The 24,470-nt window shown below is 59.3% G+C and carries 20 protein-coding genes; all 20 read left to right on the top strand.

All coding sequences use genetic code 11. The annotated features are described in order from the left end of the window. Window positions 1-110: 110 nt before the first annotated feature. The 20 genes from PSH73_RS16905 to PSH73_RS16810 all read left to right on the top strand — a co-directional run bounded on the left by PSH73_RS16905 (window position 111) and on the right by PSH73_RS16810 (window position 24,406). The gene (locus PSH73_RS16905) at window positions 111-977 is read left to right on the top strand and encodes a hypothetical protein (protein ID WP_305461001.1); all 867 of its coding nucleotides are present in this window, start codon (window positions 111-113) and stop codon (window positions 975-977) included. A gap of 177 nt (window positions 978-1,154) precedes the next feature. After that, a complete protein-coding gene (locus PSH73_RS16900) occupies window positions 1,155-1,439 on the top strand; it encodes a holin (protein ID WP_305460999.1) in 285 nt (94 codons plus the stop codon). After that, window positions 1,436-1,951, top strand: coding sequence for a lysozyme (locus PSH73_RS16895; RefSeq protein ID WP_305460997.1), 516 nt, complete (start codon window positions 1,436-1,438; stop codon window positions 1,949-1,951). Before PSH73_RS16900 ends, PSH73_RS16895 begins: the two co-directional genes overlap by 4 nt. Beyond that, window positions 1,951-2,421 carry a DUF2514 family protein gene (locus tag PSH73_RS16890; protein WP_305460995.1) on the top strand — a complete coding sequence of 157 codons (471 nt, stop codon included), beginning with the start codon at window positions 1,951-1,953 and terminating at the stop codon, window positions 2,419-2,421. Before PSH73_RS16895 ends, PSH73_RS16890 begins: the two co-directional genes overlap by 1 nt. Next, window positions 2,418-2,939: a terminase small subunit gene (locus tag PSH73_RS16885; protein WP_305460993.1), complete on the top strand. Its 522-nt coding sequence runs from the start codon at window positions 2,418-2,420 to the stop codon at window positions 2,937-2,939. The genes PSH73_RS16890 and PSH73_RS16885 overlap by 4 nt, the downstream gene beginning before the upstream one ends. After that, complete coding sequence (locus PSH73_RS16880; RefSeq protein ID WP_305460991.1) at window positions 2,917-4,428, top strand: terminase; 1,512 nt, start codon at window positions 2,917-2,919, stop codon at window positions 4,426-4,428. The genes PSH73_RS16885 and PSH73_RS16880 overlap by 23 nt, the downstream gene beginning before the upstream one ends. A gap of 1 nt (window position 4,429) precedes the next feature. After that, entirely contained in the window at window positions 4,430-4,780 is a 351-nt protein-coding gene (locus PSH73_RS16875; RefSeq protein WP_120732067.1) for a hypothetical protein, read from the top strand. 1 nt (window position 4,781) lies between these two features. Continuing rightward, window positions 4,782-6,476, top strand: coding sequence for a portal protein (locus tag PSH73_RS16870; RefSeq protein WP_162947710.1), 1,695 nt, complete (start codon window positions 4,782-4,784; stop codon window positions 6,474-6,476). Further along, the gene (locus PSH73_RS16865) at window positions 6,476-6,778 is read left to right on the top strand and encodes a hypothetical protein (RefSeq protein ID WP_305460987.1); all 303 of its coding nucleotides are present in this window, start codon (window positions 6,476-6,478) and stop codon (window positions 6,776-6,778) included. The genes PSH73_RS16870 and PSH73_RS16865 overlap by 1 nt, the downstream gene beginning before the upstream one ends. Then, window positions 6,775-7,506 carry a hypothetical protein gene (locus tag PSH73_RS16860; protein WP_305460985.1) on the top strand — a complete coding sequence of 244 codons (732 nt, stop codon included), beginning with the start codon at window positions 6,775-6,777 and terminating at the stop codon, window positions 7,504-7,506. The genes PSH73_RS16865 and PSH73_RS16860 overlap by 4 nt, the downstream gene beginning before the upstream one ends. A 29-nt stretch (window positions 7,507-7,535) precedes the next feature. Continuing rightward, window positions 7,536-8,531: a major capsid protein gene (locus PSH73_RS16855; RefSeq protein ID WP_120732075.1), complete on the top strand. Its 996-nt coding sequence runs from the start codon at window positions 7,536-7,538 to the stop codon at window positions 8,529-8,531. Between the two features lie 37 nt (window positions 8,532-8,568). Beyond that, on the top strand, window positions 8,569-8,961 hold the full coding sequence (locus tag PSH73_RS16850) for a Bbp16 family capsid cement protein (protein WP_305460983.1): 393 nt from the start codon (window positions 8,569-8,571) through the stop codon (window positions 8,959-8,961). Then, on the top strand, window positions 8,954-9,325 hold the full coding sequence (locus tag PSH73_RS16845) for a hypothetical protein (RefSeq protein ID WP_305460981.1): 372 nt from the start codon (window positions 8,954-8,956) through the stop codon (window positions 9,323-9,325). Before PSH73_RS16850 ends, PSH73_RS16845 begins: the two co-directional genes overlap by 8 nt. A 60-nt stretch (window positions 9,326-9,385) precedes the next feature. After that, entirely contained in the window at window positions 9,386-9,985 is a 600-nt protein-coding gene (locus PSH73_RS16840; RefSeq protein ID WP_305460979.1) for a hypothetical protein, read from the top strand. Further along, entirely contained in the window at window positions 9,982-12,324 is a 2,343-nt protein-coding gene (locus PSH73_RS16835) for a hypothetical protein (protein WP_305460978.1), read from the top strand. The genes PSH73_RS16840 and PSH73_RS16835 overlap by 4 nt, the downstream gene beginning before the upstream one ends. Continuing rightward, entirely contained in the window at window positions 12,314-12,778 is a 465-nt protein-coding gene (locus PSH73_RS16830; protein ID WP_305460976.1) for a hypothetical protein, read from the top strand. The genes PSH73_RS16835 and PSH73_RS16830 overlap by 11 nt, the downstream gene beginning before the upstream one ends. A gap of 12 nt (window positions 12,779-12,790) precedes the next feature. Next, complete coding sequence (locus PSH73_RS16825) at window positions 12,791-13,333, top strand: hypothetical protein (protein WP_305460974.1); 543 nt, start codon at window positions 12,791-12,793, stop codon at window positions 13,331-13,333. Window positions 13,334-13,343: 10 nt separating this feature from the next. Continuing rightward, complete coding sequence (locus tag PSH73_RS16820) at window positions 13,344-15,446, top strand: transglycosylase SLT domain-containing protein (protein ID WP_305460972.1); 2,103 nt, start codon at window positions 13,344-13,346, stop codon at window positions 15,444-15,446. Then, window positions 15,443-21,562 (top strand): hypothetical protein, encoded by a 6,120-nt coding sequence (locus tag PSH73_RS16815; RefSeq protein WP_305460971.1) that lies wholly within the window; start codon window positions 15,443-15,445, stop codon window positions 21,560-21,562. The genes PSH73_RS16820 and PSH73_RS16815 overlap by 4 nt, the downstream gene beginning before the upstream one ends. A gap of 72 nt (window positions 21,563-21,634) precedes the next feature. Next, window positions 21,635-24,406 carry a hypothetical protein gene (locus tag PSH73_RS16810; RefSeq protein WP_305460969.1) on the top strand — a complete coding sequence of 924 codons (2,772 nt, stop codon included), beginning with the start codon at window positions 21,635-21,637 and terminating at the stop codon, window positions 24,404-24,406. Window positions 24,407-24,470: the final 64 nt, after the last annotated feature.

Below are 24,470 nucleotides of genomic sequence, written 5' to 3'. Positions count from 1 at the left end.
CCAGAGGTTGTGTTAAGTTTCGTTAGCTATTCGAGAAGAATTTCTAGGAGAGTCTGCGAAGGGACGGCATAATGCCGGCCTTGTGCCATCGACTTGCCAAGGGAGTGACGATGCTCGAAAAGATTGGACATATTAAAAACCCTCTAACTGTTATCGCAATGTTTGCGGGAATCGCGGAGTTGAGCGGGACCGTAGTTTTGCCATTCCTAGAAAAGCCTATTCAAGAAGTGTACGTTTGGTTTTTGATGGGTTTTCCTGTGTTGATGATTTATCTTTTTTATAGAACTCTTTGGCGAGATCATACTGTTCTCTATGCGCCGTCCGACTTTCAGAAGGATGAGAGTTTTATGCAGGCGCATTTTAAGAAGTATAGTGAGGGGGAGGTGGATACACCATTTTCTGACATCTCATCAGAAGTTGAAGTTTTTGCTGCTAAGGACGTAGAGCAAGAACCTCACGCTACCGAGAGTGAGTCGTTAACTCCGGATCCTTTCGAACCCCCGATTGGTAATGTGGAAACGGACGGTGATAAAAGAATTCATGTTTCTGAAAAATATCTACTGAAAGTCTCTAAAAGGCGAATTCTCAGCAGGCTGTCTCGTTTATGTCATGGGGCATATCATGAAGACGTTGAGCCTAAACAGCTTCCTAATGTTAAATTTGATGGGGTGGTAGAGTCTCTTTTCTCATTTTGCGTGGTTGGATTTGTTCGCGGAAACGATGAGAATAAATATGCTTTGCGAGATGCTTTCTCAAAGATGAATGATGCGAGATTATTTTGGAATACTCTCTCAGATGAAGAGAAATCAAAATTCTCTCTTCACGTTGCCTTGATGCGGCTCAAGGGGGAGCATCCAGTAAGTGAGCGTATGATAAAGAAAGTTCAACTATTAAAAGCTAAGTTTCCTTTTAAAATAGATGTGGCGGAGTACATCTGCGAGAAGAGGAGTCTGGATACAAATCACCTATGCGATTGATATTGTTTTGTGCGGTTTTTTCAGGGGTTTCACCCGTTGTAAGTTCACGTCAGACCCTATAGAGACCCGCCAAGTGCGGGTTTTTTGTTGGCTGGAAATCATCCCTGAGCCCTGGCATTTGCCGGGGCTTTTTCGTATCTGGAGGCCCGTATGGCAGCCCCAGGCAGGAGCAGAAGCATGGCCACCCCGTCAACGGAGAGCATCGTAGAGGCTGTGATTGTTCCGGCAGCCAACAAGGGGATGCTCGCCGGCGGCGCTGTTGGTCTTTACGGCTGGCTTTCCCAGGTCAACTGGATCGGTATATCGGGCGTCGGAATTGCGGTACTGGGCTTGTTGATCAACGTTTACTTCCAATTGCGCCGCGACCGGCGTGAAACCGAAGAGAAAGCCGCCAACGCCCGCCGGGAAGACGCAGAGAGCGCCGCCAGAATCAAGGCTTTGATGGATAAGTGCGGGATATGAGCGCTGTCATTCGCCAGCGCATCGCGGTCAGCCTGCTCAGCCTGAGCGCTGCCGGCTTCGCCACATGGAAGGCGAGCGAGGGTTACACGCCTGTCGCTGTCATCCCCACCAAGGGCGACTTACCAACCCTGGGCCACGGATCTACCCGTTATGAAGACGGCTCGCCAGTCCGCATGGGCGACACCATCACCCCGGCCCGCGCCGAAGTCCTGGCCCGCAACCTGAACAGCCAGGCTGAGAAGCAATTCGCTGCATCACTTCCAGGCGTGAAGCTGTACCAGGCCGAGTTCGATGAGTACATGGACTTCGTTGGGCAGTACGGCATCGGCACCTGGCGCAAGGGCTCGCCCCGCAAGAGCCTGCTGGCCGGTAACTACGTCCAGGCCTGCAATGATCTGCTCAAGTACAAGTACGCCGCTGGCTTCGACTGCTCGACACCGGGCAACAAGCGCTGCTATGGGGTTTGGGCTCGCCAGCTTGAGCGCCACGCCAAGTGCATGGCTGCCCAGTAATGACCAACTACCTACTCGCCGCTATTGCTGCCCTGGTTCTGCTGCTGGGCATCCAGACACATCGCCTGGATAACGCTCAGACCGCTCATGCCGAGTACGTGGCAGGCATTGAGCGCCAAGCCAATGAAGCCAGCGAGCAGTCCCGCAAGACCGAACAGAAGCACCAGCAAGCCATTGAACAGGTACGCACCGATGCAACCAATCAAAAGATCAGCGATGACGCTCATGCTGCTGAGCTTGTTGCTATGGGTGTCAGCCTGCGCGAGCAACAGTCCACCCTGCTTGCCGACCGCGCCAATCTCCGTGCCCGCCTTACCAAGCGAGGCAAGACAATCGACGACCTTAACGATCTGCTCGCCCAGTTGCGCACAGAAGCTGACAACCATGCGGGTGAGCTGGCAGCAGCGCTTGACTCAAGTCGTCGGGCCGGATTTGCCTGTGAGCGCTCCTATGACGCAATACGACCATGACAAAACTGAATGATCGTCAGTCTCGATTCGTCATCGAGTACCTGGTTGACCTTAATGCCACACAGGCCGCTATCAGGTCCGGGTACAGCAAGAAGACAGCGGGACAGATTGGCGATGAGAACCTGAAAAAACCTCAAATAGCCCAGGCCATCAAGGAAGCGATGGATTCTCGCAATCAGCGTGTGCAGATCAATGCTGACTACGTGCTGAATCGCCTGGTTGAGATTGATCAGCTCGACGTGTTGGACATCCTCGATAACGCGGGGAACTTCAAGCCGATCATGGAATGGCCCAAGACTTGGCGCCAAACACTCAGCGGGGTTGACCTTCAGGAAATCATGCTCGGCGACGTCGAGACGGTTATCCGCAAAATCAAATGGCCCGACAAGCTCCGCAACTTGGAGCTGCTCGGTAAGCACGTCGCAGTCAGCGCCTTCCGTGAGCAGGTTGAAGTGAACGTAACCCACACCTTATCTGAGCGGATGGCTAAAGCACGTGAGCGCGCCAGCAACGGTTGACCTTGAGCAGCAGTTGGTCGAGGACATTCTTTCGTTTGCGCAAGATCCGCTTGGTTATGTCTGGTACGCCTTCCCGTGGGGCGAGCCTGGCACTGAGCTGGCGAACAAGTCCGGGCCCAGGCCCTGGCAGATGGAAGTCCTCGACTCAATCGGCAAGAAGCTACGCGCCGGCGCCAAGGATCTGGGAGAGGTTATCCACGAAGCCACGGCCAGCGGCCACGGCATCGGCAAGTCTGCCCTGGTGTCCTGGCTCATTAAGTGGTGTGTCGACACCTGCGTCGATGCGCGTGGCGTTGTCACAGCGAACACCGAAACCCAGCTCAGGACCAAGACCTGGCCCGAGGTGGCGAAGTGGAACCGGCTTTCCATCACGTCGCATTGGTTCCGTATCACGGCCACGGCGCTGATCAGCACCGATCCTGAACACGAAAAGAACTGGCGTGTGGATGCGGTGCCCTGGTCGGAAAGCAACACCGAGGCATTCGCCGGCCTGCACAACGAAGGCAAGCGCCTGCTCCTGGTGTTCGATGAGGCGTCAGCCATCGCCGACCTGGTGTGGGAAGTGGCCGAGGGTGCGCTGACCGACGAGAACACCGAAATCATTTGGGCTGCCTTCGGTAACCCAACCAAGACCACCGGCCGGTTCCGGGCGTGTTTCACCCGGTACAAGCACCGCTGGGCGCACCGCCAGGTTGATAGCCGGACGGTCGAAGGCACCAACAAAACGCAAATCGCCAAGTGGCAGGCGGACTACGGCGAGGACAGCGACTTCTTCCGTATCCGTGTACGCGGCATGTTCCCGAGGGCTTCTGAATTGCAACTGATCCCGACTGATTGGGTGGCGGAAGCCATGAAGCGCGAGGCCGTGTATGGCATGGACGATGCCCTGGTCTGCGGCATCGACATTGCCCGGGGCGGTATCGACAACAACGTCATCCGGTTCCGGCGCGGCCTTGATGCTCGATCGATACCGGCGATCAGGATCCCAGGCAGCGAAACCCGCGACACCACGCTGTTCATCGCCAAGGTTTGCACCGTGGTGCAGGAAAAGCGCCCTGACGCGGTGTTTGTGGACTCGACAGGCGTTGGCGGACCAGTTGCCGACCAGTTGCGACGGCTCATGCCTGGCGTGGTGATCATCGACGTGAACTTCGCCAGCGCAGCGCCAGACCGGCACTACGCCAACATGCGCACCTACATGTGGTGGCAGATGCGCGAGGCCATCCGCGCGGGCCTGGCCATCGAGAAGAACGCTGAGCTTGAGGCTGAATTGACTTCGCCCGAGTACTCCCACAACGGCAGTGACCAGATCGCGCTGGAAAAGAAGGACGCCATCAAGAAGCGCCTGGGCATATCCCCGGACGACGGTGACGCCCTGGCCCTCACGTTCACCATGCCGGTGATGAAAAGCCAATACAGCAACTACAGCGGGGCCGGAGACAGCAACAACGGCCTTGAATCCGAATACGATCCTTACGCGAGAAACTGACATGTGCGGAAAGAGCATCAAGAACCTGGTCAACAAGGTGGTCAAGCTCGACCCCTTGCGTGGCGGCGACGTACTACTTGAGGGCATGGGCCTCCCGAACATGTTTGGCGAGAACACCGGCATGTTCAACAAGGCCGAGCGCGAGAAGGCCGCAGCTGAAGCGGCGTCTGGCTCTGGCACTTCGGTCAATCCAGCAGCCCCGACCACCTCCAGCGATTCAGTACAGGCCGCTGTTGAGGCCGAACGCAAGCGCCGTCTGGCCCAGTCCGGCCAAAACGGCACCATCTTGACCGGCTCGTCTGGCGTGCTTGGCAATGCCAACACCAGCCAGAAAACGCTGTTGGGGGTGTAACTTGGCCGACTCCCTGCGCGAACGCTGCGAGAAGCGCTACACCGCTCTCAAGAGCGAGCGCGACAGCAACTGGCTGCCTGAGTGGAAGGAACTGGGCGACTTCATCAGCCCGCGCTCTGGCCGCTGGAACAATACCGACACCAACGACGGCAAGCGCCGCGATCAGAAGATCATCAACCCGCAGGCCACGTTTGCGGCCCGCACGCTGGGCGCCGGGATGCATACCGGCATGACCAACCCGTCGTCGCCCTGGGTGAAGTTCGGCACGCCTGACCCTGGCCTTATGAATTACGCCCCGGTCAAGGCCTGGCTGTTTTCTGCTGAAACTGCCATGCGCGAAGTCATGGCCAGGTCGAACCTGTACAGCGTTCTGCCCAACCGTTACAGCGAAGAAGGCATATTCGGCACTGCGCCCATGGTGGTGATGCCGGACGACAGCGACTTGCTGCGCTCCTACCCGCTGGCCGTGGGCAGCTACATGCTGGCCAACAACAGCCGCAACCAGGTGGACACGCTCTATCGCGACTTCCGCATGACTGCGCGCCAGATGGAACAGCAGTTCGGCAAGGACAAGATGGACACCGCGTCCAGGAACCTGTTGAGCAGCAAGCCAGATGCCTGGATCGACATTTGCCATGGCATCGAACCCAACGACACCCGCGAGAAGGGGCGCAAGGACAACACCAATATGCCGTTCCGCTCTGTGTACTGGGAGAAGGGCGGTGACAAGGATTCGATGTTGCGTGAATCCGGGTTCAAGGTGTTCCCGGTCATGGCGCCGCGCTGGGACGTGCTGGGCGAGGACGTGTATGGCACTGGCCCGGGCTCAATGTGCATTGGCACCACCAAGGCCATTCAGTTGATGGAGCGTCGCAAGGCCGAACTGTTGGAGAAGGGCGTTCGCCCGCCAATGGGGGCGCCGGTCAGCCTCAAGAATCAACGCGCCTCGATCCTGCCGGGCAGCATCACCTACCTCAACGATATGCAGGTAGGTGCCAAGTTCGCCCCGCTTTACGAGGTTCAGCCGGCCTGGCTTGGCCAACTGCGTGGCGAGATTGAAGCCGACAGCTCGATCATCGACACCGCGTTCTTTGTTGACCTGTTCCTGATGATCAGCCAGATGGACAGCGTGCGCACCGCGTACGAGATTGCCACCCGTAAGGAAGAGAAGCTGCTGATGCTGGGCCCGGTGCTCGAGCGTCAGACCGACGATCTGCTTGATCCGCTGGTGGACATGTACTTCAACCAGATGCTGGAACAGTCCATTCCGCGCTGGACCGGCATGTTGCCTGGTGCACCACTGCTGCCGCCGCCGCCGAAAGAACTGGCCAACATGGACTTGCGCATTGAGTTCACCAGCATCCTGGCCCAGGCCCAGAAGGCTATCGGCGTCTCCAGCATTGAGCGCGCTATCGGGTTCGCCGGCACCGTGGCCAACGTGACCCAAAGCACTGAGGCACTGGACCTGCTCGACTCCGACGAAGCCATGCGCCAGTACTTTGAACTGATCGGCGTGCCTCCGACCCTGGTGCGGGCTGACGACATGGTCGCGCAGATCCGCGAGCAGCGTTCCCAGCAGATGCAAGCCCAGCAGATGCAACAGGAACTCGGCAGCGCCATCCAGGGCGCCCAGCTGTTGAGCCAGACCGACACCGGCGGGGATAACGCCCTGACCGCGCTTGCGGGGGCTATGTGATGGACGACCAGCCAGGCCAGAAGCCGACCGAACAGGAATTGCAGGACATAGCCGACTTCAAGTGGCTGATGGGTGATAGCCGAGGGCGCCGTTTCATGTGGCGAACCATGGGCAGTTGCCGAATTTTCCAGGGCTCAATAGGCCCCACGGATGCAATCACGAACTTCAACGAAGGCCAACGCAATGTTGGCCTTCTTCTTTTGAGCCAGGTGAACAACCTGACCCCCGAGCTTTACGCCGTCATGGCTGCCGAGAACGTTGAGCAGCCTGCTGACGATCAACCCCAGGAGACAGATGAATGAGCCCTTTGATGATGAAGCTGCTTGGCCGCGTGTACATGAGCGAGGTTGATGCTGGCGGTGGCGGCGGTGGTGCAGATGCTCCCGCTCCCGCAGCTGATGCCCCAGCCACAGCGGCTGAAGGCTCTGTATTGACGCCGCCCGCTCCCGCAGACGCACCGGCGCCGGACGCAACCAAAACCCCGGACCAGATCCAGCAGGAAGCTGACGCAGCCAAGGACAAGGACAAGGAAGACGGCAAGGACGCTGACGACAAGGACAAACCTGCCGGCGCCCCAGAGGCCTACGAGGACTTCACCCTGCCCGAAGGCATGGAAATGGATGCCGAGGTGCTGGGCGAATTCAAGAACCTGGCCAAGGAACTGAACATCCCGCAGGCCAAGGCCCAGCAGTTGATCGACTTCCAAACCCAACTGGCGACCAAGCAGGCCGAGGAATACCAGGCCGCTGTAGTCAAGCAGTCCCAGGAGTGGGCCGCATCCATCAAGAACGACCCTGAAATTGGCGGCGAGAACTACGAAAAGAGCGTAGCCAGCGCCATCAAGGTCATTCAGTCCTTCGGCGACCCGGCATTGACCGAGCTGCTGAATCAATCCGGGCTGGGCAACCACCCGGCGCTGTTCAAGTTCTGCCACCGCATCAGCGCGGCTATCTCGGAAGACAAGTTCGTCTTGCCTGGCAGCCAGGCCAATGCACCGAAAGAAATGACCATTGTTGACGCCTTCAGCTAAGGCATTCATAAACCGTAGGAGATACACAGATGGGCATCCTTACCTCCACCATGCCGACCCTGATCGATAAGTTCAGCAGGGAAGACAGCACGAAAAAGGTCATGAAGATCGTTGAGCTGATGGCCAAGCGTAACGACATTCTTCAAGACGCCGAGTACCAGGAGTGCAACGACGGCTCCAAGCACAAGACCACCATGCGCTCGGGCATCCCTGAGCCGACCTGGCGCATGTTCAACCAGGGCATTCAGCCAAGCAAATCAACCACCGTTCCAGTGCTGGATACCACCGGCATGATGGAAGACTACGGCCTGGTCGATAAGGCGCTGGCTGATCTCAGTGGCAATGCCGACGCTTTCCGCACCTCCGAAAACATGGCCAAGTTGCAGGGCTTCAACAACAAGGCCGCCCGCTACATGATCTACGGCAACACCCAGGCAGAGCCTCAGGCGTTCCTGGGCCTGGCACCGCGCTACAACGATAAGTCGGCAGAGTCGGGCGCCAACATCGTCGATGCCGGCGGCACTGGCTCCACCAACACCTCCATCTGGTTTGTGACCTGGGGCGAGATGTCTACCCACCTGCTGTATCCGAAAGGCAGCGTGGCGGGCTTCCAGCACAAGTTCCTGGGCCAGCAAACCGCCCGCGCCGAAAACGGTGGTGATTTCGAGGCGTACCGCGATCACTTCAAATGGGATATCGGAATGTCCGTTCGTGACTGGCGTGCAAACGCTCGTATCGCGAACATCGATGTAACCCAGTTGACCCGCGATGGCGCGACCGGTGCGAACATCATCGATCTGATGATTGATGCTCTGTATCGCATCGACAACCCGGAGCAGGGCGAGGGGCGGACCATCATCTATGCCAACCGCACGATCCAGTCGTGGTTGCACAAACAGGCGATGAACTCCAAAAACGTCAACCTCACCCTGGGCGAGTACGGCGGCAAGAAGATCCCAGAGTTCCTGGGCATCCCAATCAAGCGCATCGACGCCATCCTCAACACCGAAGCCCGCGTGGTCTAACGACCGCGTGGCTTTCCCCTATTCAGGAGAGACCATCATGCTTTTCGACGTAAAGCTGCTCATGTCGAACGCCCAGGCAATCACTGCCTCCGCAGCTTCGACCGACGTTATCGACCGTGGCGACAACAAGGACGTAGGCCGCGCCGGTGACATTCCCCTGGTCATCCAGGTTGTTGAAGCGTTCAACACCCTGACCAGCCTCACCATCGAGCTACAGACCGATGACAACTCTGGGTTCAGCACACCTCGGTCGCTGTATTCGGTGGTGGTCCCGCTGGCCGACCTGAAGCTGGGCTACCAGACCCCGGTGATCACACTGCCGCAGAAGACTGAACGTTTCCTGCGCCTCAACTACACCGTGACCGGCACCGCCCCAACACTGGGCAAGGTAACCGCTGGCATCGTTGCCGGAGTGCAGACCAATGTCTAAGCGCTATGAAGTGCTGGAGCGGTCGTTTATCAACGGCCGGCTCTATGAGCCAGGTGAAACCGTGGTGCTGGAAATCGACAGTCCGGGCAGCAACCTGAAGATCGCTGGCGCGGAGAAGGCTGCGCCGGCCCCCGCTGGCAATCCCAACACTGACGGCCCTGAGTACTCCAGCAAACACAACGGTGGCGGGCGTTTCATCATCGTCAACAAGGCCGGTGAGCGAGTTGGCGAGTTCACTGGTGCTCGGGAGGACGCGGAAGCGGAAGCCGCTCGCCTGAACGCTGGCGGTGAGATTACGGCCCCCGCCGGCAATCCAAACACTGACGGCGACAACACCAGCGGCAACGCACTGCCAGACGCCTGACCCCCCAGCAACAAACCCTCAGGGCCCTTCGGGGCCCTTTTCTTTTTCTGAGGTTCCCGAATGTCCAGCGATATCGAAATCTGCAACCTTGCGCTGTCGCGGGTGGTTGTAACCAAGGCGATTGCCTCGTTTACCGAGCGGAGCATAGAGGCTGAACAGTGCCGCGTGCTTTACCCACATCTGCGTGGGCTGGTGTTGCAAGAGTTTCCCTGGCCATTCGCGGAATCAATTGTTGCGCTGGCCTCCCTCGGTAGCCCTGCGCCTGGCTGGGCGTTCCGTTATCGGTACCCGGCCGACTGCCTAAAGATTCGCAACATCGTGCAGCCAGGGTTTCGTCGCGCACTGAGCAGCGACATGGAAATCCCATATCAAATTGGCTACGACGCCGGCGGGCGGGTGATTCATACCGACCAGCCTGAGGCGGTGTGCCGTTTCACCTTCAAGGTTGAAGACTCAACGTTCTTCGACGCACTGTTTGTCGAGGCACTGGCCTGGCGTCTGGCCATGGATCTGGCCTTGCCGCTGACCTCAAAGGCAGACCTGCAGCAGTTCGCCGCCCAGCAGTACCAAATGGCCCTGACCCTGGCCGAGGGCTCGGCCTTCCAAGAGTCTCAGTCCGATCCAGAGCCTGAATCTGAATTCGTCACGGTGAGAACATGAGCAGCGTTGCTCAGCCTACCTTCGCGGCTGGCGAGCTATCGCCGTCGGCCAGCGCCCGTACCGATATCGCCCGCTATTACACCGGGCTCAAGCTCTGCCGCAACTTCATGGTCATGCCCTACGGTGGCGTGCGGAACCGGGCGGGCACAAAGTTCGTGTGTGAGGTCAAAGACTCGACCAAGCGTTGCCGCCTTATCCCGTTCCAGTTCAACGACGTGCAGACCTACGTGCTGGCGTTCGGCGACCTGAACATGCGGGTTATCAAGGACGGTGGCCAGGTGCTGTATAGCGCCGGCCCTAGCGTTGGTCAGCCTTTCGAGCTGGCGTTGCCGTACACCCAGAACGACCTGGACCTGTTGAACTTCACCCAGTCCGCCGACGTGATGACGTTCGCGCAGCCCAGCTACAAACCCCGAGAACTGAGCCGACTGGCACACGACAACTGGACCACGGCGGAAATCAGCCTGGCCCCGCGCATTGCTGCACCAGCTTCAGCAGCGGCTGTTTCTGCTGGTGGTTCCGGTACTCAGCAGACTTGGCGATATCAGGTGACAGCTGTTCTCGATGACGGCAACACCCTGGACGAGTCACTGCCTGCAACTTCAAACAGCGTTACCAGCTTTGCAGATACGGCAATCGCCACGATCACCTGGCCAGCAGTCACCGGGGCTACCTATTACATCGTCTACAAGGACAACGCCGGTGCGGGAATCTACGGGTTTATCGGTCGCGCTACGGCCCTCACGTTCACCGACAACAACATCACCGCCGTCAAGACTGATACTCCGCCCAATGGCAATGACCCATTCGTGGGAGCCGGCAACTACCCGGGCGCTGTGGGCTATTACCAGCAGCGCCTGGTGTTCGCCGGTAGCGACCTGAGCCCCCAAACCGTCTGGATGAGCAAGACCGGGCTGTTTAAAAACTTCAGCTTCTCGACCCCAAACAAGGACGATGACGCCATAACGTTCACTATTGCCAGCAGGGAGGTGAACCGGATGCGTCACCTGCTGGGCCTGCGCAAGCTGCTAGGGCTTACGTCTGGCGGGGAGTGGACATTCTCCGGTGCCGACACAGGGTTGACCGCAAAGACCGTGCAGGCGAGCCAGGAAGGCTATGACGGGTCTGCCATTGTTCCGCCCGTGGTGGTGGGCAACAGCTCGGTGTACGTGCAGGCCAGGGGTAGCCGGGTGTCGTCATTCGGTTACTCGCTCAATGCCGACGGGTTCGCCGCCGATGACCTGACCTTGTTCAGCGCCCACCTGTTCCGGGGCCGGGAGCTGACTAACGTTGCGTATCAGAAAATTCCTGACTCCATCGTCTGGTATGTGCGTGATGACGGGATCTTGTTGGGCCTGACCTATCTGCCGGAACAGCAGCTGGTGGGCTGGCACTGGCACGATACTGACGGCTTTGTCGAGTCCATCGCCTGCGTTCCAGAGGGGCAGGAGGACGCGCTTTACATGGTGGTCCGTCGCACCGTCAACGGCGTGCAGAAGCGCTATATCGAACGCATGGCGTCCCGCCAGATCACCAGCATTGAGGATGCTTTCTTTGTTGATTGCGGCCTGACCTATGACGGGCGCAACACGGATATCGCCAAGACCTTCACCCTTTCCGGCGGCAGCACCTGGCAATTTCCCGAGGTGGTGACCATGACAGCCGTTGGGCACGCGCCGTTCACCGCCGGCAGCATTGGCTTCGACTACTCGCTCAAGCGCGAGACCATGGACGAAAACGGCGACCCAGTGACCGAGATTGTCCGGGTTGAAGTGGTGGGCTACACCAGCACAAGCGTGGTTACCGTCAAGCTGTTGGTTATCTGCCCGGAATCGTTGCGCGGTACGGCTGTTTCGACGTGGGCCCGCCAGGTCAAAACCCTATCGGGCCTGGGCCACCTGGAAGGCAAGACCGTTTCCATCCTGACTGACGGCAGCGTGCATCCGCAGCGCGTTGTCACCGGCGGATCGGTTGCGTTGCAGGAAGCCGCGGGCATTGCTCATGTCGGCCTTCAGTACTTCTCCGATATGGAAACCCTCGACCTTGAGCTTAAAAACGCCAATGAAACGGTCCAGGACAAGAAGATTGCTGTCACGTCGCTGACGGTGGTGGTCGAGGAATCGCGGGGAATTCTCGCTGGTACGAACAAAAACCAGCTGTACGAAGCCAAGACCAACCGCTACGAGTACGAGCCACCTATTGAGCTGCTCACCGGCCAGGCACAAATCACCATCCCTAACAACTGGCAGAACAAGGGCCGGGTGTTCATCCGCCAGGCTGACCCGCTCCCGCTGTCCGTGCTGGCGGTGATTCCGGAGGTGACCATTGGTGGCCGCTGATGTTTTGCCCATTGAGCCTGAGGATATCGCCGCCATTCTGCGCGACGTACGCCAGGCCGACATTGACGAAATCGTCGAGGGCCTGGGCGTGTCGCTGGAAAGTGAGCTGGTCGACGGCATCGCCGGCAGCCTGAACGCCCGGAAGATCGTAGTGGATGGCCAGATAGTCGCGGTGTTTGGTGACGCCGTGCACAGCCTTCTTGGCTCTGTCGGAGTGCCCTGGCTGATCAGCACCATCCACGTCGAGCATCACGCCCGCGCCTTCCTGAAGGTCTGCAAGCCAGAGGTTCAGGGAATGCTGACCCGCCACCGGCACCTATTCAATTATGTCGATGCCCGCAACACCGCCGCCATTCGCTGGCTGAAGTGGCTTGGCTTCGACTTCGGTGAGGCCGTCCCGTATGGGCCCAAGCGCCTGCCGTTCTACCCCTTTACCTTGGATCGAGAGGAATAACCCATGTGCTGGATGGCATTGATACCAGTCGCCATAGGCCTGGCGGGCAGCATGATGCAGGCCCAGGGGCAGAAACAGAATGCCGCCTTTGAATCGGGCATGTTGAAACAGAACGCCATGTTCAAAGAGCAAACCGCCCAAGAGACCATCAACGCCGGCGATACCTCGGCAGATTGGCAGCGTGTGCGCACTGGGCAAATGGTCGGCACCCAACGCAGCGTGCAGGCCGCCAACGGTATCGACGTGAACAGCGGTAGTTCCGCCCTGATCCAGGACGATACCGCCATGCTCGGCGAGCTGGACGCCCTGACGATCCAGAACAACGCGGCGCGTGAGGCTTACGGCTACCGGGTGCAGGCACAGCAGGACAGGACCAACGCCAAGCAAACCGTCAAAAACGGCAATACCGCTGCCATGGGTTCAATCCTGGGCGGCCTGGGAAATGCCTTTGGTTCGTTCGCGGGCGGCGGTGGCTTTGGCGGGACTGGCGCGGGTACTCAGGCCGCAATGGCGGGCGGTACCAGTCGTTTAAATGCAAATCAGCGCCTTGCGTAAGGGGTAGGTAATGCCAAGAGTACCGACATACGACACGGCGCAGGTCCAGCAGCAGCCAACCCGGCCCATTCAATTGCAGGGCGTTGCGCCTGATAACACCTCGATTGCCCGTGGCTTGCAGAGCTTCGAACGGGGCGCGCAGATACTGGCCGACAAGTCCCGCGAGCAAGCCGACACAGCGTCGATCATGAACGCTGATCGCAAGCTGACCGAGTGGCAGCAGAACACCATGTTCAACCCTGAGGGCGGTGTCTACACCCGCAAGGGTGGGCAGGCGCTGGATATCACCAATCAGACGTTGGCCCAGTTTGAAGACGCCCAGGCCAAGATCGCCGAAACGCTGACCAGCGAACAGCAGAAGGCCCGGTACGCACAGATCGTTGCAGGCCGCCGCAACTCGCTTTCCAACGAGCTGAACCGGTACGAGTTCACCCAGCGCGAGCAGCATTACGACGACACCGCCGAGGGTCAGCGCAAAAGCGCTATCCAGGGCGCCGCGCTGTACGCCAACGACCCGCAGCAGTTGGCGTACTACCAAGCCAAGATGAATATCGTTGAAGGGTCTGAGGCGCAGCGCAAGGGGCTTCCTGCTGAACTGGCAGAACAGAAACGCCTGGAGGCAAATACCCGGCTGAACGCCGCAGTCATTGAACAACTGGCCGCGCGCGACCCGATGAAGGCCCGCGAGTACTTCACCAGCAACGCCATCAACATGACCGCCGATGCACAGATCAAGGCCGCCGAAATGCTCAAGCCGTTGATTGACCGCCAGGTGGGCGTTAGCGTCGGCTCCAAGGCTGTCGAGGCTGTGAGCAGCCCTGACAACCGTCTGTTCGCCTCGATCCTGCAGGCCGAAAGCGGTGGCAAGCAATTTGACCGCAGCGGCCAGCCGATGACCTCCAGTCGCGGGGCTATCGGTGCCGCCCAGATTATGCCCAGCACCGGGCCCGAGGCTGCCAAGCTGGCCGGCGTTGAGTGGGATGAAATCCGTTTTCGCAATGACCCGGAATACAACCGGCAACTGGGCCAGGCCTATTTCCAGAAGCTGACCAACGACTTCAAGTCGCCGGCTCTGGCTGTGGCCGCGTACAACGCAGGCCCTGGCATGGTTAACGACTGGATCAACGGCACCAATGCCACGGGCAAGAACGCGGACAAGCTCAAGCTGGGCGACCCGCGTACCGGCGAAATCAGCCAGGCTGAATTCCTCGACAGAATCCCCTTCAAGGAAACCCGCGAATACACCCAGAAGGTTCTGGGGAAGGCTGTCCAGGCGCAGGAACCGAGCTTTGGCGAAGTGGCCCAGGCCATTGATTCCCGCGATGACCTGACGGTTGATCAGAAGTCTATTGCCCTGCAAGCGGCAAAGCAGCGTATTGACTGGCAGGCCGAGCAGCGCAAGCAGCAGGACGCCCAGAACCTTGAATCGGCATGGGATGTGGTGCTGCAGGGCAATAGCTGGGATTCGATCCCGGCCGCTACCTGGGCCGCGCTTCCCGCCGCTGGCCGCAAGCAGATCATGGAGTACAGGCCAGGTCGGCCAACTGACCAGGAGGTCTACTACCGCGCCCGCGACCTGATCGTAGGTGGCGAGGAACTGAACCTGCTGGGTATGCGCGGCAAGCTGTCCGACACCGACTTCCAGGAACTGACCAAGCTCCAGCAGGATCGCCGCGAGAAGGGCGCCGAATCCACGGCATCCATTGGTAGCAATGACACGATCTTCAAGGAAGCGTTGCGCGTGGCCGGCATCGATGCGAGCGCCAAGGCCGGCAAGTCAGACGCCAAGGCAGTGGCCGCCGCACGCCGCTACGTCGATACGCAGATCCGCGCCCTGGAGCAGGATCAGGGCAAGAAGGCCACGCCCGACCAGGTGCAGAAGGTCGTTGACCGGGCATTCATCCAGGGTGAAGTACCCGGCTCCGGGTTCCTTGGCATGTTCTCCACGCAGAGGCGTGCATTTGAACGCCAGGACGGTGACCAGGTAATCGTCCGGGATATCAAGCAGATCCCGCCAGATGAGCACCAGCAGATTGTCGAGGCCATGAAGCGCCACGGCCAGAAGCCCAATGACGCCGACATTCTTCGTCTTTTCAATGAGGCAAACCAATGAGTCGTTACGACGAATTGCTCTCCGGTAGCGGCGAGCAGGGCGCCGCCGAGCCCAACAAATATGACGCAGCGATTCAGCGCCGGCGTGATCTGCCAAACCCACGCACCGCCTTGAGCTATGTCGCCGACACCAACCCGGACGAGCAGGCCAATATCCAGCGCCTGGCTGAACTGACCGGGCTGCCGCCGGAAATGGTATCGCGCAACCGGCCGGAGATTGAGCGCAAGGCCAAGCTGGACGCTGTGGACTATGACGCCTTGCTGAGTCGCGCCCCGGTCACCAACAAGTTTTTGACCGACCCGAACAATGCTGGCGTGGCGCATGACGATATCGACGCGCTGTCGAATGTTGAGGGGGCCTTTGACAGCTTCGTCAAGGAATCGGGGCAGCAGCACTCAACGGGTACTGGTGACGCGCTGTCCCGTGGTATTGGCCAGATCGGGTTGGTGGGCGAGGCTGCCGCCAACCTGCTTGACCGCTCGCTTTCGTCGGTCGGCGGCTTCTTCGTCAACATGCTGGCCCCGCAAAGCGCCCTTGATCGCAATGGCACGGATGAACCGAACTACACCGGGCAAAGCGAAAACAACGTGGTCAGCGCCGTGGAGGGCTACATGGCCATGCCGCGTGACCAGCGTATCGCCTTCGCGGGCCAGGTGTTCGACCAGGCCCGGGCCGGCGGTGCAGGCTTTGGCAGTGCGGCGGCAGATACCGGCATGTATGCCTTGCGCAACCCTGGGCTGATCGGCAGCGCTTTGACCGAAGCGTTGCCAAGCCTGTTGGTGGGCGGCGGCGCTGGTGGCATTGCCGCCCAGCCGGTGAAGAACTTTGCGGTCAGTCGCCTGGCCAGCACCTTTGCCCAGCGGGCAGCTGAAAAAGCAATCGTGGTTGGTGGTGTGAACTTCGGCGCCGGCATTGCTGGTGGTGCAGGTGAAAACCTGGCCGAGGGCTACAAGAAAACGGGCGATATCGATCAGTCCTACGCCTACAGCCTCAAGCGCACCGTGGCAGAAGCCGCCGTAAACGCCCTGGGCGGCATGCTGCCCATTCCGTTTGCTGGCCGTGGCATTGGCGGAAAGCTGGGCAATATCGCCGTCGAGGGCACGGCCCAGGCTGCTGGTGGTGCTGGTGGCGCGCTCGCTGGTGCCGCCGCCGTTGGCGAAGAAGCGACCGGTGGCGAAATGTTCCTCAATGCCGCCTTGGGCCTGGCCACTGCGCCGCTTGACGTGGCCATGGCCAGCGCCAGTTCGGGCCGACGCTACTGGCAGATCGAACAGGACCTGTCTGCCGTGCAGCGCTTGGGCGACATGGCCGAGAACTCCAAGATGTTCAAGCGCTCCCCGGCCCGTGCTGAAGCGCTGATCGCGCGCCTGAAAGAGCAGGCCGGCGGCACTGTGGAAAACATCTTGGTACCGGCCGAACAGTTCATGCGCTACTTCCAGGAGAACAACTTAGACCCTGAACAGTTCGCCACGGCGGCCACCGGCAATGCTGGCGCCCTGGGCGAGGCCTTGACCTTGGGCGGCGATATCTCGATCCCGCTGGAAAAGTGGGCCTCGGTCATCGCAAAGGATGGTCACCACCGGGGGCTGGAACAGGACATGCGCGCAACGCCGGACGCAATGACCCTGCGCGAGCTGGCCGAATTCCAACAGCGGGTACCGGAAGAACTGGACCGCCTGCGCGACCGGGTAGAACAGGACACCGTGGCGGCGTCTGATCGCCGGGTGTTTGAGGACGTGCGCGGGCAGTTGCTGGGTATTGGTCGTGAGGCGCAGACCGCAGACCGCGAGGCATCGCTATATCAGTCGGCTTTCCGCGCCCTGGGCGAACGCTCCGGGGTTGATCCTTTCGAGCTGTTCAACCAGTACCAGTTGCGCGTAGGTCGCGATATTCCCGAGGTGCTGCGCAGTCCGGCGAGTGCTGACCAGTTGGATTTGCTGCTGGATCGCCTGCGCATGGGCGACATTCCAGACGACGCAACGATCAATGGCCCGTCGCTGATCGACTTCATTCGCGAGCGCGGCGGCATTAATGACGAAGGCGGCGAGCTGGCGGCCCGCGACGCCGATGTTGGGCGCCGTGGTTTCAACCGTATTGCCAGGAAGGGCGGGCGCAGCCTTGACGATATGGCCGCACAGGCAGCAGAGGCCGGTTATCTGGGCAACGTGATGAGCGCCACGCCTGACATGCTGCTGGCTTCGCTCGACAAGGAACTGCGCGGTCAGCGCCAGTCAGCTCCCGGCAACATCAATCAGGAACAGCTGGATACCCGTACAACCCTGGACGAGTTGCAGCGTGCTATTGATCAGTCAGGACTGGACCTGGGCGCGATGGACAACGCGGCCGTCCGCAAGGCATTGCTTGGTGATGACGCTGTGCGCTTTGACCAGGCAGAGGATGGCGCGCGCGGGTTCATCCAGTTCGGCGATGACCGCAAGTTCAACATCAAGCTGACCGACAAGGCCAACCTTTCCACCTTCCTGCATGAAACCGGGCACTTCTATCTTGAAGTCATGGGCGATCTTGCTGCACGGACTGACGTGCCCGACCAGGTCAAACAGGACTATCAAACAATCCTCGACTGGTTTGGTGTGAACGATCGATCGGCAATCAAGGTTGATCAGCACGAACAGTTTGCCCGTGGCTTTGAAGCGTATTTGCGCGAAGGCAAGGCGCCCAGCGCTGCACTGCAATCGGCGTTTTCCCGGTTCAAGGCCTGGCTGACGCAGATTTACCGGGATGCAAGCCGCCTCAATGTTCAGCTCAATGACGAAGTGCGCCGCGTGTTTGATCGCCTGCTGGCCACCGACGATGAAATCGCTGTCGCCCAGGCGCCGTACCGCAACCTATTCACCGATGCCCAGGCCGCCGGTATGTCGCCGGCCGAGTTCGACGCCTACCGTGCTACCGCCGATAAGGCCGGCAAGGCCGCCGAGGAACAGTTGACCGCCGAGGCGCTGCACGAACTGACCCGCGAGCAACAGAAGTGGTGGAAGGACGCGCGCGGCGTGATGCAAGAAGCCGTGACCAAGGAAGTCGAGGCCCAGCCGGTTTACCGTGTACAGGATCTGCTGCGCAAAGGGCTGCAAACAGATGGCACGGTCGGCGATCCGGTAAAGCTGGCCCGAGGCCCGCTGGTGGAGCGGTATGGCAAGCCGGTAGTTTCCCGCCTGCGCGGCATGACCGGCGATGAAGGGATCCACCCGGACCTGGTGGCCGAGCAGTTCGGCTACACGTCCGGCGATGAAATGGTGCAAGCCCTGGTGGGCGCCCGTGGGCGCAAGGAACTGATCCAGGCCGAAACCGATGCACGGATGCGCGCCGAGTACGGCGACATGCTCAACGACGGCTCGCTGGCTGATCGTGCAATTGATGCAGTGCACAACGATGACCGGGCCCAGGTGGTTCGGGAAGAGCTGCGCGCCATTGATCGCTTGCGCCGCCAGGTGGAGAAAGTCCAGCGGGCTCAGGATGGCGATTCCCGTGCCCTGCGTAATGACGCCTACAGCGCCATCCCGTCATTGAAGGACATTCGCGAAGTCGCCACCCAGGTGATCGCCGACAAGACCGTGCGCGATATCCAGCCACACCTGTACCTGAACGCCGAGCGCAAGGCCAACCGTGACGCCTTCAACTTCGCGACCAAAAACCGCTGGCAGGAGGCCGCAGAGGCCAAGCAGCGCGAGCTGTTGAACCACTACCTTTACCGGGCAGCCACCGCCGCCCGCAAGGAAGAAGAAAAGATCTACACGTTCATGCGCCGCTTTGAAAAGCCATCGACCCGGGAGCGAATCGGGAAGGCTGGCGCCAGCTACCTGGAGCAGATCGAGGGCCTGCTCGACCAGTACGAGTTCCGCAGGGTCAGTGGCCCGCAGGTGGAGCGCCGCCGTAGCCTGGCCCAGTTTGTCGCCGAGCAGGAAGCCGCCGGCAACGTGGTCACCGTGCCGCAACACCTGATTGAGCAAAGCGCCAGGGTCAACTATCGGGATCTGACCTTTGAGGAACTGAACGGCGTGCGTGATGCGGTGGTGAACATCGAACACCTGGCCAAGCTGAAAAACAAACTGTTGAACAGCAAGTACAAGCGGGACTACGAGCAGGCCCGCATTGATCTGATCCGCTCCCTCAATGACAACGTGCCAGTCGATGCCCGCAAGGTGGCGACCTCGGAAAGCAGCGAGACCACCGCCGACAAGGCATTTGGTGCGCTGGCCGGGCTTGATGCCTCACTGACCCGCATGGAAAACGTGATCAACCGCCTGGATGGCAGGAACACCAGCGGCCCATGGCATGCGCTGGTGTGGAATCCGCTGGCCGAGGCCCAGGCCAATGAACGCACGCTGTTCAAAAATGGCATTCGATCCATTGTTGAGCGCTTCGCCGGCATGGATTCCAAGCGTCTGGCCGACCGCTTCTATATAGCCAGCGCTGGGAAGTCGTTCAACCGCCGTGAAATCTTGATGCACGCGCTCAACACCGGCAACGAGTCGAACCGTACCAAGCTGCTCAAGGGCAACAAGCTGAATGACGCTGCCCTGGCTGACATGCTGGGCCGCCTGGATAAACAGGACTGGGACCTGGTGCAGTCGGTGTGGGATTCCTTCGATACCCTCTGGCCAGATATTGCCGCCATGTACAAACGGCTGTCCGGTGTAGCGCCGCCACGCATTGAGCCCAAACCGGTAAGCACTGCCTTCGGCGAATATCGCGGGGGTTACTTCCCGATCATGTACGACCGCAAGCGGGCAGGGGCGCCGCCGGCGGCAGTGGGTGGCGAGCTGTTCAACGAGGGTTTCGAGGGGGCGCTACCGTCCAACGGGTTCACCAATCAGCGTAACGACAACGCCAGCGGGCCGTTGCTGCTGGATTTGAGCGCCATTCCCCAGCGCCTGGCCCAGCACGTCCACGACCTGACGCACCGCGAGGCTCTGCAGGATGCCCATCGGCTGACCAAAGACCCCCAAATCAGGGCGGTGCTGCTCGAAAAGCTCGGCCCGCGCGGCGCGGATTCGTTCCTGCCGTGGTTGAAGGCCATAGCCAACGACCGGAACCCACCGGAAACCGGCAACTTCAACCGGTTCCTGGACGCAGCCAGGACAAACACGTCCATCGTGGGCCTGGGCCTTTCCAGCACCACCTTGCTGGCGCAGGTCGGTGGCCTGATCCCGGGCCTGCTGTACGTCAAGCCGAAGCTGTTGGCTCAAAGTCTGCTCGATGGCATCCGGTCGCCCGTCGAGACGTACCGCATGATCACCGATGCATCGCCGGCAATGCGCCTTCGTTGGGACATGGAGGACGGCCGACTGGCTTCAAGCATGGCTGACCTGATCGGCAAGAACGCATTTTTCCGCAAGCGTGATGACCTAGTGCGGTTCTCGTTCAACCTGCTGGGCTACCTGGATCGCGGCATTTCCGGCGCAATCTGGATGGCCAGCTATCGCGAAGGGCTTGCTGCCGGCAAAGAGGCGGCCGCCGCCGCGCTCGATGGCGACAACGCGGTGCGCCTATCTCAGGGCGGCACCGGGGCAATGGATATTGCTGCTATCCAGCGCAAGGACCAGGGCGCGGCCATGCGCCTGCTGACAATGTTCTATACCCCGTTTTCGGCCTACTACAACCAGAACCGCGACCTGGCCTTCGAAGCCAAGCAGGGATCGCGCACGGTGGCCAGTGCTGCCGCTGCAATGCTGGCCGTGGCGTTCTTCCAGGGCGTGGTGGGCGATCTGCTCACCGGCAAAGGGCCTGACGAAGACGAGAACACCGCCGCATGGATGGCTAAAAGCACGCTTGGCTTCGGCGTTTCCGGCTTCCCGGTGATACGCGACACCATTGGTTCAGCGCTCAGTGGTCACGCCGGATCGCTATCGCCGGCTTGGCAGGCCATCAACGCAGGGCGGCAGGCCGCTGGCGCGGTCACTGGATTGGTTACCGGCGATAAGGATGCAGGTGCAGCAGCCAAGTCTGTTGTCACCGCCGGCGGCTATCTGCTGGGCGTACCGACAAAACCGTTAACCCGCCAGGGTTCGTACCTCTGGAATGTTGCCGTGGGCGAGGAAACCCCTGAAGACGCCGCCGAGTTCATTAAAGCCCTGTTGCACGGGGCCCCGAAAAAGTAAGCCCGCAGCAACCCACCCCGAAGCCCGCCACTGAGCGGGCTTTTTTTCGTCCTGAGAAAAGGAGTCACGACCGTGACAGTTCAAACAAGTAACAACGTAGCGACCTTCGATGGGAACGGGATTACTACTGTTCATCCGTTCAATTTTAAGTTCTTTGATGGGCGCGATCTGGTTGTGCTTTTGATTGATAGGGCAACGCGCGAGACCGAAACGCTTGTCTTGAATTCTGACTTTACCGTCCAAGGTGCTGGTGGGGAGTCTGGTGGCTCAGTAACAACCTCCATCGCTCCGCCGACAGGTAAGGTTCTTCGGGTTTCGCGTGAACTGAAAATTACCCAAGATACTAGCCTTCGAAATCAGGGTAAGTTTTTGGCGGAAGTGCATGAAGATGTATTCGACAAACAAGTAATGATTTCCCAACAAATCCAGGAGCAGGTTGACCGGTCTGTGAAGGTTCCAGTAGACGGCACGGGAACTGGAGATGAACTGGTAGAGCAGCTATTTGATGCTCGAGATATCGCGGTGCAGAGCGCGGCAGAGGCAGAGGCCATTGCGGAAAAATTCGGCGATGTTGATGAGGCTGTCACGCTCGCGGAGCAGGCCGCCGCCACTGCCGGTACATCTGCTGTCAGCTCCGCGGCGTCGGCGGCGCAGGCGTCGGCGTCCTCTACGGCTGCGCAAACTGCTGCTGATTCGGCTCAAACTTCTGCAAGCGTTTATCCAGATGTCGCGGCAGGCCTGGCTGCTACACCAGCAGACGGGTATTTCAGCGTTGTGTCGCCAGACTCAGCAGAATATTTGATTCTTTATCGTGATGTGGGAGGCGTGGCGGTAGAGCAAAAGCGGTACCCAAGCGCCCAGATAGATGGACTGACGATTGAGAAAGGAAAAGCCTACCCATTCCGGCAAATGACGCGTGCAGGTACCACCTCTGCGGAAAATCCATACTGGAGCAACAGCATTCTAAGTGTGTGCGTTGTTAATGCTAGACCTGGTGAGTACTACCAAATTGCTTGGCAGGCAAACGAAAGCCCCTATCTGGGGGAAAATAACTTCAACTGGATTATCAGAAAGTTTGATGCTGCAACGTTCCCTACCACGGGAGAAAACGAGGCCCTGGTTGAACTTGGTGATGTGCAGCCACAATTCACAAGGACGGGCGGTATACAGACCGTCGTCATTATTCCCAAGAATCGCTTGGAAATGCAGTTTGTCATTACGGTGGATCCTTCTGGGCTGCCGCCTGCAGGGACCGCTGTGAATTCAAATTCCGGATCAACCTTCCCTGCTTGGTCGTGGATTATTGACACCAGCTGCTACAGCTATGCCTCTGAATATAAGTCGCCGCAAGTAGACACCCTTTCTGTAAATTCCCGGAAAGTGTTCCCGCTTAATGCTGTCCTGCCTCGCGCCGGCGTCATATCGGCGGACTATCAGCCATTTCGCGACCTGTTCCTTGATATTGAAATTTTCGGCGCAGAAGCCGGAAAGCTTTATCGGGTTTCCTACATAGCATCCACGGCAGTAGTGCCGGTGGATGCAAGTAAAGCATCCCTCGGGTTTCGCATTGAAGAGTTCGACAAGGCAACCTACGAGGCCAGCGGGGTGGCTTCCAACATTCAGAACTTCCCGACCATTGTTGGTGTGGTAAGTCGAACTGGCGGGCCGCAAACGCTGACTTTTGAGACCACAGCAAAGCCCACAGTCGTAGTGAAAATCACGCTGGATGGCGCGAAAATTCCGGCCGATGGTTCTGCTTTCGCCTCAGTAAACGCAGGGTTCCCTGGGCGTAACTGGATTATCGACGAAAGCCGCTACAAGCGAACAGCTACATCTGGCGCCACAGGCGAAGCGCAGAAGAACGGTGTCTATTACACCTACAACCAGACCACTAAAGTGCTTACGTACGCCTACGTATCTGGAGATTACGCGTACCGTGTCACTGTCCGTCCTGTAGCTATGAATGGGCTTCCAAACCTCACTAGGATTGATCGGGCGCCTAAGGTCGCCGATCTGTCTTTGGCGGCTTGGGCGTTGCTCAGCGATACAGAGACGGATTACTTGCCGCCAATGATTGTTGAGGCTGTGAGCGGTGGTGACAGTGCGCCTCGCTACTACACTGGCGGCGCCCACGGCAGCGATGGCAACGCTGGCGGGGTGCCTACAGCTCGAAACACCCTGTACACGGTTTACATTGATGGCCAGCTACTCGATAAGACGGCTTCGGGTTATGCGGGAAGCGTTCAATGCATGATCATCAACGAGTTGTTCGCCTACAACACGATCAGCCTCAACCGCTATGTGTTGCAGCAAGCTTTCTCGCTGGATATGTCGGGTGCCGGCATGGAGATTTACGCCAACATTACTGCCCTGGAGCCGGTTAATGTATCTGTAGACAATGGGCCTCAGGCGTACTTTGGAGGATTCAACACCACGCAGATGCTGGCCGATTCCGAATTTCCAGCGCGTACCGCACTCGATCCTTCCGTTCTGAGCGGTGCAAGAACTGCATACCCGAAGGCATGGCTACTGCTGATGAAGTCGTCTAACGGGACTATGGCCTGCTGGGTTGACCGTAGCTATGAAGCGGGGGACGGGCGCTATGTTTCGCCAGATGCGTCATTTATCCGTGGGGGCGGGGTAGGGCGTGCGAAGTTCTACAACGCTATCGTGGCTGCGGCTAGCGCGAATCTGGCAGCCGGAGAGAGTTACAAATGGAGGGGTGGCTATCACTTCTTCTCGGATACCGCGCAGGCGGGCTTTGATACTAAAGCAGCACTCACTATTGGGCGGAGCAAGAAACTTGTGACTGTGGCTATTGGAGGTGTAAGTCTGACGGTTTAGCCAGCCGCAGGGTGAGAAATATCAGGCCGCGTATACGCGGCCTGAATATTAATATCCGTGACGA

The sequence above is a fragment of the Pseudomonas sp. FP2294 genome (assembly GCF_030687625.1).
Taxonomy (GTDB): domain Bacteria; phylum Pseudomonadota; class Gammaproteobacteria; order Pseudomonadales; family Pseudomonadaceae; genus Aquipseudomonas; species Aquipseudomonas shahriarae.
Note: the sequence above shows the minus strand (reverse complement) of the source record. Positions and strands in the feature narration are given on the sequence as shown.